At 65.3% G+C, this 8,853-nt stretch carries 6 protein-coding genes; 2 read left to right on the top strand and 4 right to left on the bottom strand.

The window, feature by feature from the left end; translation table 11 throughout:
• Nucleotides 1-296: 296 nt before the first annotated feature.
• From exaC to pedF, 4 genes are all read right to left on the bottom strand, one after another.
• On the bottom strand, nt 297-1,817 hold the full coding sequence (gene exaC / locus GV818_RS33415; protein WP_161778715.1) for an acetaldehyde dehydrogenase ExaC: 1,521 nt from the start codon (nt 1,815-1,817) through the stop codon (nt 297-299).
• 771 nt (nt 1,818-2,588) lie between these two features.
• Nucleotides 2,589-3,518: a quinoprotein relay system zinc metallohydrolase 1 gene (locus GV818_RS33410; protein WP_161778714.1), complete on the bottom strand. Its 930-nt coding sequence runs from the start codon at nt 3,516-3,518 to the stop codon at nt 2,589-2,591.
• 15 nt (nt 3,519-3,533) lie between these two features.
• Nucleotides 3,534-4,304 (bottom strand): quinoprotein dehydrogenase-associated SoxYZ-like carrier, encoded by a 771-nt coding sequence (locus tag GV818_RS33405; RefSeq protein ID WP_372242143.1) that lies wholly within the window; start codon nt 4,302-4,304, stop codon nt 3,534-3,536.
• Entirely contained in the window at nt 4,304-4,762 is a 459-nt protein-coding gene (pedF, locus tag GV818_RS33400) for a cytochrome c-550 PedF (protein ID WP_161759791.1), read from the bottom strand. Before pedF ends, GV818_RS33405 begins: the two co-directional genes overlap by 1 nt.
• A 253-nt stretch (nt 4,763-5,015) precedes the next feature.
• Here pedF and exaA point away from each other — a divergent pair, with 253 nt between their 5' ends.
• Together exaA and GV818_RS33390 are read left to right on the top strand one after the other, a co-directional pair.
• Nucleotides 5,016-6,908: a quinoprotein ethanol dehydrogenase gene (exaA, locus tag GV818_RS33395; protein ID WP_161778712.1), complete on the top strand. Its 1,893-nt coding sequence runs from the start codon at nt 5,016-5,018 to the stop codon at nt 6,906-6,908.
• Nucleotides 6,909-7,101: 193 nt separating this feature from the next.
• The gene (locus GV818_RS33390; protein ID WP_161778711.1) at nt 7,102-7,761 is read left to right on the top strand and encodes a pentapeptide repeat-containing protein; all 660 of its coding nucleotides are present in this window, start codon (nt 7,102-7,104) and stop codon (nt 7,759-7,761) included.
• Nucleotides 7,762-8,853 lie beyond the last annotated feature (1,092 nt).

Here is an 8,853-nt window from a genome sequence, read left to right as displayed (position 1 = left end):
CATCTCCACGACCAAGCGAATGGCTTCAGCCTTTTCTTCAGCGGTAACGACCCGAAATCCCATGATGCTTCCTTAGGTTGAAACTCCTACAGAGTGGTCCAGGAACATTGAGCCACAACAGCTTGCCGGCGAAGGCGATCTTGCGGGCCCCTTCGCCAGCAAGCTGGCTCCTACAGGGGCTGCGCATTGCGTGCTGGGCCCACAACGCACACGGGGAGGTGCCCACCCATGAGCCCTCCCCGTGTCCGTCCTGCACAGGCGCGGCGGCACCCAACCACCGCGCCCGTTCCCGCCCCTTAGAAGAAGCCCAGGGGGTTGATGTCGTAGCTCACCAGCAGGTTCTTGGTCTGCTGGTAGTGGTCGAGCATCATCTTGTGGGTCTCGCGGCCCACCCCGGATTTCTTGTAGCCACCGAACGCGGCGTGCGCCGGGTACAGGTGGTAGCAGTTGGTCCACACGCGCCCGGCCTGGATCGCCCGGCCCATGCGGTAGGCGCGGTTGATGTCGCGGGTCCAGAGCCCGGCGCCCAGGCCGAACTCGCTGTCGTTGGCGATCGCCAGGGCCTCGGCCTCGTCCTTGAAGGTGGTGACGCCCACCACCGGGCCGAAGATTTCTTCCTGGAACACGCGCATCTTGTTGTGCCCCTTGAGCAGGGTCGGCTGGATGTAATAGCCGCTGGCAAGGTCGCCCTCCAGGCGCTCGGCAGCACCGCCGGTGAGCAGCTCGGCGCCCTCCTCCTGGGCAATCTGCAGGTAGGAAAGAATCTTCTCGTACTGCTGCTGGGAGGCCTGGGCGCCGACCATGGTCTCGGTGTCCAGCGGGTTGCCGCGCTTGATCTTGACGATCTTCTTCATCACCTCGGCCATGAACGGCTCGTAGATCGATTCCTGCACCAGGGCCCGGGACGGGCAGGTGCAGACTTCACCCTGGTTGAAGAACGCCAGCACCAGGCCTTCGGCGGCCTTTTCGATGAACGCAGGCTCGGCCTGCATGATGTCTTCGAAGAAGATGTTCGGCGACTTGCCGCCCAGCTCCACGGTGGAGGGAATGATGTTTTCGGCGGCGCATTTCATGATGTGCGAGCCCACCGGGGTCGAGCCGGTGAAGGCAATCTTGGCGATGCGCTTGCTGGTGGCCAGGGCCTCGCCGGCCTCGCGGCCAAAGCCCTGGACGATGTTCAGCACACCGGCCGGCAGCAAGTCGGCGATCAGCTCGGCGAAGACCATGATCGACAGCGGGGTCTGCTCGGCCGGCTTGAGCACCACGCAGTTGCCGGCGGCCAGGGCCGGGGCCAGCTTCCAGGCGGCCATCAGCAGCGGGAAGTTCCACGGAATGATCTGCCCCACCACCCCCAGGGGTTCGTGGAAATGGTAGGCGGTGGTCAGCTCGTTGATCTCTGCGGCGCCGCCTTCCTGGGCGCGGATGCAACCGGCGAAGTAGCGGAAATGGTCGGCGGCCAGGGGCACGTCGGCGTTGAGGGTTTCGCGCACCGCCTTGCCGTTGTCCCAGGTTTCGCTGACCGCCAGCACCTCTAGGTTCTGCTCGATGCGGTCGGCGATCTTCAGCAGCAGCAACGAGCGGTCCTGGGCGCTGGTCTTGCCCCAGGCCTCGGCGGCGGCATGGGCGGCGTCCAGGGCCTGGTCGATATCGGCGGCAGTGGAGCGCGGGAATTCGGCGATCACCTCACCGTTGACCGGCGAAGTGTTGCTGAAGTACTGGCCGTCCACCGGCGGCACGAACTGGCCACCGATGAAATTGCCGTAGCGTGGCTTGAAGGACACGACGGCGCCTGGGGTTCCGGGTTGTGCGTAGATCATGCTGGGCCTCTGCTGGTCGATGCCTGTCCGACGACAGGCGATGGCTCGATGGTAGAGAGCCCCGCAGCGCCGACGAATGCATCGTTGGCAGGGGGGGCCTCGTCATTTGGTCGTAGGTTGAACGCCTGCGTCCATGCCGCGCCCTGGTGTGTAGGAGCCGGCTTGCCGGCGAAGGCGATCTGACGGGCCTCTTCGCTGGCAAACCAGCTCCTACAACAGACAATGAGATGGCGTGAATTCTGTAGGAGCCGGCTTGCCGGCGATGGCGATCTGGCGGGCCCCTTCGCTGGCAAGCCAGCTCCTACAACAGACAATGAGATGGCGTGAGTCCTGTAGGAGCCGGCTTGCCGGCGAAGGCAATCTGACGGGCCCCTTCGCTGGCAAGCCAGCTCCTACAACAGACAATGAGATGGCGTGAATCCTGTAGGAGCCGGCTTGCCGGCGAAGGCGATCTGGCGGGCCCCTTCGCTGGCAAGCCAGCGCCTACAGCAGGCAATGAGATGGCGTGAATCCTGTAGGAGCCGGCTTGCCGGCGAAGGCGATCTGGCGGGCCCCTTCGCTGGCAAGCCAGCTCCTACAACAGACAATGAGATGGCGTGGATCCTGTAGGAGCCGGCTTGCCGGCGATGGCGATCTGACGGGCCTCTTCGCTGGCAAGCCAGCTCCTACAACAGGCAATGAGATGGCGTGAGTTCTGTAGGAGCCGGCTTGCCGGCGAAGGCGATCTGGCGGGCCTCTTCGCTGGCAAGCCAGCGCCTACACGGGGATGGGTCAGGGCGGGTCAACCCGCTGCATGCGCTGGCGTTCGTAGCCCGGGTACAGGTGGCTGACGCTGCGGATCAACTCGTAGCGGGTCAGGCTGATGGCGGCAAAGCGCTCGGGAATCGGTGCGCGGATCAATTCGGCCATGTCGTCGCCATGGGCCGCGCCGTCGCTCAGCAGTTGGTGCAGCCAGCCCAGGTAGTCGCGCATTTGGGCAAAGGGCGCCTCGCTGCTGGCCACCGGGCCGTGGCCGGGAACGATCAGGCGCCAGGGCAAGGCTTGCAGGCGCTCCAGGTCCTTGAGCCAGACCTGAAGCCCGGGGCTGTTGGGGGTGGTCAGGGCGCGCTGGTAGAACACCAGGTCGCCGGCGAACAGCACCCCGGTGCGCTCGTCGAAAATCGCCAGGTCGGCGCCGGTATGGCCGGACAGCGCCAGCAGCCGCAGGCGGTGCCCGCCGATCTCCAGTACCCCGGGTTCCAGGGTCCGGTTGGGCAGCACCACCTCGGTGCCGCGCATCCAGTCGCCCACCAGGCGGTAGAGGTTCTCGGCCATGGCGTCACCCTGCTCGCGCAGCCGGTCGGTGGTGCCGGCCAGGGCCGCGATCGGCACGTCGCTGAAGGCCTGGTTGCCCAGCACATGGTCCGGGTGATGATGGGTCAGCAGCACCTGGACCAGCGGTTGCTCGGTGGTGGCGGCAATTGCCTGGCGCAGGGCTTGGCCGTAGCGTTTCGACGGCCCGGTGTCGATCACCAGCACGCCGGCGTCGGTGACGATAAACCCGGTGTTGACGATATTGCCGCCGTTGTCCCGAGAGAAATTCTCGGTGCCGCCTTCCAGCAGCCAGGTGCCCTCGGCGATCTGCCGGGGCTTGAGGCGGTAGTCCAGTTCGGCCCAGGCCGGCAGGCTCAGGCTCAGACACAGCAGCAGTATCCAGCGCATGGCTTGCTCCTCGGCTCAGGGAATGGTCGCTTCGAACTGATTGCCGTTGTTGTCCCGCAACAGCAGGCGGGTTTGCCCGGGGGCCTGGATATCGAACCCCAGGTTGGGGTTCTCGCTGACCGCCGGGTACAGCTCCAGGCGCGCCAGCACGCGGTTGTCGGCGTCCAGCAGTTGCGCCTGGTTGAGGAAGAATTCGGGGATGCCGTTGAGCAGGCCGTTGTCCATGGGGTGCGACACCTGCAGGCGCAAGCGGCTGGCGCTGCCCCGGGGATAACGCGCGCCCAGCACCTCGCCGACGTGCTCTTCCCAGCCGGGCTGGCTGCGCACCAGGCTGGGAGCGGTGCAGCCACCGCCGGCGGCGTCGATCAGGGCCGAGCCGACGTGCCACAGGCCATCGCGGGTCAGCACCGCGGCGCGCAAAGGCGTGGCCTGTTCGATACGGATTCGGATCGACAGCCAGGGCTGCACCCCGGCCCCGGGCTCGAAATCGACGATCCGCGGCAACGGGTTGAGCTCGGCCCAGGCGAGGATCTTCACCACCTCGCCGGCCAAGGCCCGGGCGTCGATTTCCAGCGGCACCTGGCGCGCATCCTCGGCAAACGGCGGCGCCAGCAGCTTGACCCGTTCATCGAAGACGAAGGGTGCGTCCGCCAGGATCTGCCGCTGGTAGTAGGCCCACATCACCGACGGCACCGGGTCCGGGCCGGGCTCGATGCGGGCCGCAAAGGCCAGCGGCGACATCAGCAGCAGGCCACCCAGGTACAGCCGCCAGAGGCCCATGGCCATCACTCCTCGACGTGCACGCTGTCCAGGTAGGTGCGCACCGCCCACAGGGCTTCCTGGCTCAGGTAGTCGGCCATCTTCGGCATGTACACCCGGCCATCGCGCACCGCGCCGTGGCGCACCCGCTCGACAAACCACTCGTCCCCAGCGTCACCCACATCGAGCATGCGCAGGTCCGGGGCAATGCCGCCGGACTTGGCTTCCAGGCCATGGCAGGCGGCGCAGTTCTGGTTGTAGGCCGAAGCGCCGATTTCCACCGCCTTGTCCCGCTCGGGGCTGGTGCGGTACGGATTGACCGCGGCCCAGCCGTCGCCGTCCAGGGTCACGCCAGCGTCCTTGACCGGGGTCAGGCCCTTGGTCTCCACCGCCTGGGGCACTACGTTGCCGTGGGCCCATGCACCGCTGCTCAACAGGCCGGCCAGCAGCCCGGCGGCCAACCAGGCGTTGTGTTTTCTTATCATTGTCATGCCCTCAAGATTGCACGCGAGGCCTCTCGACAGAGGCCGTGGCGCCATCTTAGAAACAGCCCCCGGGGCAGCCGTATGCTGCTTTGGTGGCCGGGCCTTACTCCCTTGGTAGTAGGGCTTGTGGTGCGGGTCTAAATCAGGTGCCGGCTGGGAAATTTTCCCGGCAAGCGCGGGACTTTTTCCGTATCTCCAGGCCACGCCCCGGCACACCCTAGTCAGGCCAAAACCTCCACTGGGAACTGCCACCATGAGAATAAGAACGCTACCCACCCTTGCCCCGCTGACCCTGGCCGTGCAGGCCTTTGTGCTCGCCGGCAGCCTGTCCCTGAGCGCCGGTGCCAGTGCCGCCACCGCAGCTGCACCGAGCACCCGCAACGTCACCTGGGAAGACATCGCCAACGACCACCTGACCACCAAGGACGTGCTGCAATACGGCATGGGCACCAATGCCCAGCGCTGGAGCCCGCTGGCCCAGGTCAACGACCAGAACGTGTTCAAGCTGACCCCGGCCTGGTCCTACTCCTTCGGCGACGAGAAGCAGCGCGGCCAGGAATCCCAGGCCATCGTCAGCGACGGCGTGGTCTACGTCACCGGTTCCTACTCGCGGGTGTTCGCCCTCGACGCCAAGACCGGCAAGCGCCTGTGGACCTACAACCACCGCCTGCCGGACAACATTCGCCCGTGCTGCGACGTGGTCAACCGCGGCGCGGCGATCTACGGCGACAAGATCTACTTCGGCACCCTCGATGCGCGGGTCATCGCCCTGGACAAGAACACCGGCAAGGTGGTGTGGAACAAGAAGTTCGGCGACCACAGCGCCGGCTACACCATGACCGGCGCCCCGGTGCTGATCAAGGACAAGACCAGCGGCAAGGTGCTGCTGATCCACGGCAGCTCCGGCGATGAATTCGGCGTGGTCGGCCAGCTGTTCGCCCGCGACCCGGACACCGGCGAAGAGGTGTGGATGCGGCCCTTCGTCGAAGGCCACATGGGACGCCTGAACGGCCAGGACAGCACCCCCACCGGCGACGTCAAGGCGCCGTCCTGGCCGGATGACAAGACCACCGAAACCGGCAAGGTCGAAGCCTGGAGCCACGGCGGCGGCGCCCCCTGGCAGAGCGCGAGCTTCGATGCCGAGAGCAACACCATCATCGTCGGCGCCGGCAACCCCGGCCCGTGGAACACCTGGGCGCGGACCTCGAAAGACGGCAACCCCCACGACTACGACAGCCTGTACACCTCGGGCCAGGTCGGCGTCGACCCGAGCACCGGCGAAGTGAAATGGTTCTACCAGCACACGCCGAACGATGCCTGGGACTTCTCCGGCAACAACGAGCTGGTGCTGTTCGACTACAAGGGCAAGGACGGCAAAGTGGTCAAGGCCACCGGCCACGCCGACCGCAACGGTTTCTTCTACGTGGTGGACCGCAACAACGGCAAATTGCAGAACGCCTTCCCCTTCGTCGACAACATCACCTGGGCCAGCCACATCGACCTGAAGACCGGGCGCCCGGTGGAAAACGAAGGCCAGCGTCCGGCCAAGCCGCTGCCGGGTGAAACCAAGGGCAAGCCGGTGGAAGTCTCGCCGCCGTTCCTCGGGGGCAAGAACTGGAACCCCATGGCCTACAGCCAGGACACCGGGCTGTTCTACATCCCCGGCAACCAGTGGAAAGAGGAGTACTGGACCGAGGAAGTCAACTACAAGAAAGGCTCGGCCTACTTAGGGATGGGTTTCCGCATCAAGCGCATGTACGACGACCACGTCGGCACCCTGCGCGCCATGGACCCGAGCACCGGCAAGCTGGTCTGGGAGCACAAGGAACAGTTGCCGCTGTGGGCCGGGGTACTGGCGACCAAGGGCAACCTGGTGTTCACCGGCACCGGCGACGGCTTCTTCAAGGCCTTCGACGCCAAGACCGGCAAGGAGCTGTGGAAATTCCAGACCGGCAGCGGCATCGTCTCGCCGCCCATCACCTGGGAACAGGATGGCGAGCAGTACATCGGCGTGACCGTGGGTTACGGCGGCGCGGTGCCGCTGTGGGGTGGCGACATGGCCGAGCTGACCAAGCCGGTGGCCCAGGGTGGCTCGTTCTGGGTATTCAAGATCCCGAGCTGGGATAACCAGAGCGCCCAGCGCTGACCGTCAGCGCTCTGTCTGTGGCGAGGGCGCTGGCTCGCGCTGGGTCGCGCAGCGCCCCCGAAACCCGCCCCCGGGAGGTGCCAGACACACCCCGGGGGCCGGGTTCTGGACGGCTGTGGCCCCAGGGCGCCGGTCGACCGGGAGCCCGCATTCTCGCCCCACCCGCCTTCACTCCAGCCTGGAGAACTGCACCATGAACTACCTGCCACTGGCCCTGATGTTGATCCTCTCCCCGGCGTTGGCCATGAACGTCGATGACGACGGCAACGACGTACCGCTGACCGTCAACGGCTGCGTGATTGCCGAATCCAGCCAGTGCCCCGGAGCCAACCTGCGGGGCGCCAACCTGGCCAACCAGGACCTGCGCAAGATGAACCTGGCCGGCGCCGACCTGCGTGATGCCGACCTGCGCCATGCCCAACTGGACCTGGCCAACCTGGAACAAGCCCGCTTGCAGGGCGCCAACCTGACCCGCGCCAGCCTGCAACAGAGCAACTTGCGGCTGGCGGATTTCAGCAACGCCAAACTGGTGGCGATCCAGGGCTGGGGGCTGTTTGCCCAGGGCGCGCAATTCGAAAAAGCCGACCTCAGCGCGGCCTACCTGCAGTTTGCCCGCTTGTCCGGGGCCAAGCTGCACCAGGCCAAGCTGCGGGCGGCGGACCTGGAGATGACCTGGTTGAGCAAGGCGGATCTGCAGGGGGCTGACCTGAGTGATGCCAATCTGCAGGAAGCGAAGTTTGGCGAGAGCAATCTGCAAGGGGCCGATCTGCGGGGGGCACGGCAGCATTATGGGAATTTTCAGGATGCCAATATGGAGGGGTGTTTGGGGTGTCCTCGGACGTGGGATAAGTAGGGGGGTGAGTGCATATCCGGTGTGGCGGGGGCGGCCACTTGTGGCGGAGGGATTGAGTGCATATCCGATGCAGCGGTAACCGCCACTTGCGGCTGAGGGATTGAGTACATATCCGATGCTGCGGTAGCAGCCACTTGTGGCTGAGAGAGTGAGTACATATCCGTTGCGGCGGTTACGGCGGCTGGCGGTTTCGCTCTTACAGCGACTCACTTTTGAACAGCGCAAAAGTAAGCAAAACGCTTTGCCCCTCCACTCGGTGCCTCGCCTAGGCTCGGCATGCCCTCACTCCGGCATTGATCCGTGGGCCGCCGCCACAGGCCATCCATGGCCTGGGGCGGCTAACCCGGCATCCCTGCCGGGTTACCCACGGCTCAATGCCTGCGTTCGGCCATCGTGTCTAAGGGGGCAGGCAGATCAAGATCAAAATCTGACGGCGGCCTTGCGGCCGGCCTGAAGATGAGGCCGTGTGTAACGCCCCGTAGGAGCTGGCTTGCCAGCGAAGGCGTCCGCCAGAACGATGCATGACTTGAGGGCCCCTTCGCCGGCAAGCCGGCTCCTACGAAGAGCGCGTAAACGCGCTTGGCTTTTTCTCTTGATCTTGATCTTCAGGCCCCTTCCCAGCAGGCCGAGCGCAGGCGTTGCGTAGGGGGCAGCTCGGCAAGGATGCCGAGCTAGCCGCCCCAGGCCATGGATGGCCTGTGGCGGCGTGCCCCCGGAGCAATGCCGGAGCGAGGGCACCCCGAGCCCCAGCGAGGGGCCGTATGGAGGGGCAAGCGTTTTTGCTTACTTTTTTGGCGTTTGAAAAAAGTGAGTCGCCGTAAGGGCGAAACCCTAAGTGGCCCTGACCGCAGCGATGGATATGTACTCAACCCCTCGCCGTAAAGGCGAAACCATAAGCCGCCCTGACCGCAGCAACGGATATGTGCTCAACCCCTCGCCGTAAAGGCAAAACCATAAGCCGCCCTGACCGCAGCAACGAATATGTACTCACCCCCTCGCCATAAAGGCGAAACCATCAGCCGCCCTGACCACAGCAACGGATATGCACTCAAAACCATAAACCGCCGTTACCGCAAAAATGGATATATACCC

This window comes from Pseudomonas sp. Fl4BN1, assembly GCF_009908285.1.
In the GTDB taxonomy this organism is placed as follows: Bacteria; Pseudomonadota; Gammaproteobacteria; order Pseudomonadales; family Pseudomonadaceae; genus Aquipseudomonas.
The sequence above is the reverse complement of the archived record's forward strand: the minus strand, read 5'-3'. Positions and strand labels throughout refer to the sequence as shown.